Here is a 1,179-nt window from a genome sequence, read left to right on the forward strand (position 1 = left end):
CGGGGGTGACCCAGTGCCTGGCGGGCGTGAAAGATTTCGCCGGGTTTGCGTCGCAGTTTATCAAGCATGAATCGCTGACGCTGGAGAAGCACTTCGGCATGGGACACCGTGGCCTGCAGGTGTATGGGTACAAGGTGCTGAAGCCGGATGCGGGTGTTTTGCTGTCAGCGAAGCGTTCTTAATTTTTTCGCTGCCCGCCTCCCGCTGCCCGCCACCCGTAAAAGCACGACGAGTTTAGTCTTTTGCGGGGTGCGGGCGGCAGGTAGCGGGAAGCGTTTTTCAGAGGAGCTGAAAAAATGGCATTTAACCTGGAGACCTGCCGCAGCAAGGACGAACTGGAATCCTTTGCCCGGCAGATGTTTAACGTGGAGCTGGACAAGCGCAAGAAGCTGGATGAGTTAAAAAACGAAATACGTCAGCTGATGAACGGTGGTGAACCACTGGAGCAACCGGACGAGCTGGAAGAGCCGGATGTGACTGAGGTGCCCACCGCGTTGGAACAGCCAGTACCATCACCACAATCACGTCACCGTAAGCCGCTGCAATTTGTGCTGAACAAGAACAACCACAGCGTCTTTATCTATAACCCGAGGCTGAAGAAACGAATAGGCGTGGATCTGGAGTTCTGTGATCAACAGGGTAACCGGCTGTAGGTGATGAAGGTTACCGAGATCATCCAGCGGGTGCGTGACCTGCTTCAGGACAACACGGCCGTTCCCCGCTGGACCAATGCCAACCTGCTGGATGCCTATAACGAGGCACTGCTGGCGGTGGTGCAGAACCGGCCTGATGTGAACTCGCAGCTACTGCCCTTTACCTGTCAGGCGCAGGCGGTACAGTCACTGCCGCCTGGCACTTACCGGTTGCTGGATATTGTGGATAACCCATCCACTGGCAGAACGGTGATTGCCACCACCCGCCGCAGCCTCGACAGTCTGTTACCCAACTGGACGACAGCCACCGGCACGGACGTGGAGCAGTATGTCTACGACCAGAAAAGCCCGTCCGTGTTTTATGTGTACCCTGTGCCCCCTGCGGATCACCCGCTGAACCTGCTGGTCAGCCAGGCACCCGCACGAATAGCCATTACCGATTTTGACACGGATACCCAGTTATTCAGTCTGGATGAACTGTGGATCAACCCGGTGATCAACTACATGCTGTTCAGGGCATTCAGCA

At 56.1% G+C, this 1,179-nt stretch carries 3 protein-coding genes; all 3 read left to right on the forward strand.

Translation table 11 applies throughout. The annotated features are described in order from the left end of the window. Positions 1-182: hypothetical protein (locus AK963_RS34055; RefSeq protein WP_202969932.1), on the forward strand; the 182-nt coding region annotated here is incomplete at its 5' end. Between the two features lie 114 nt (positions 183-296). Further along, positions 297-653 carry a hypothetical protein gene (locus AK963_RS29360; protein WP_066018769.1) on the forward strand — a complete coding sequence of 119 codons (357 nt, stop codon included), beginning with the start codon at positions 297-299 and terminating at the stop codon, positions 651-653. A 3-nt stretch (positions 654-656) separates the two neighbouring features. Continuing rightward, positions 657-1,179, forward strand: a 523-nt coding sequence (locus AK963_RS29365) for a phage adaptor protein (RefSeq protein ID WP_066018770.1), incomplete at its 3' end; no start/stop codon positions are given.

This window comes from Endozoicomonas atrinae, from assembly GCF_001647025.1.
GTDB classification, from domain to species: Bacteria; Pseudomonadota; Gammaproteobacteria; order Pseudomonadales; family Endozoicomonadaceae; genus Endozoicomonas; species Endozoicomonas atrinae.

What these genes read in the sequence shown, in the direction of transcription:
- AK963_RS29360 (WP_066018769.1), top strand. Translation starts at nt 297, where the DNA reads ATGGCATTTAACCTGGAGACCTGCCGCAGCAAGGACGAACTGGAATCC.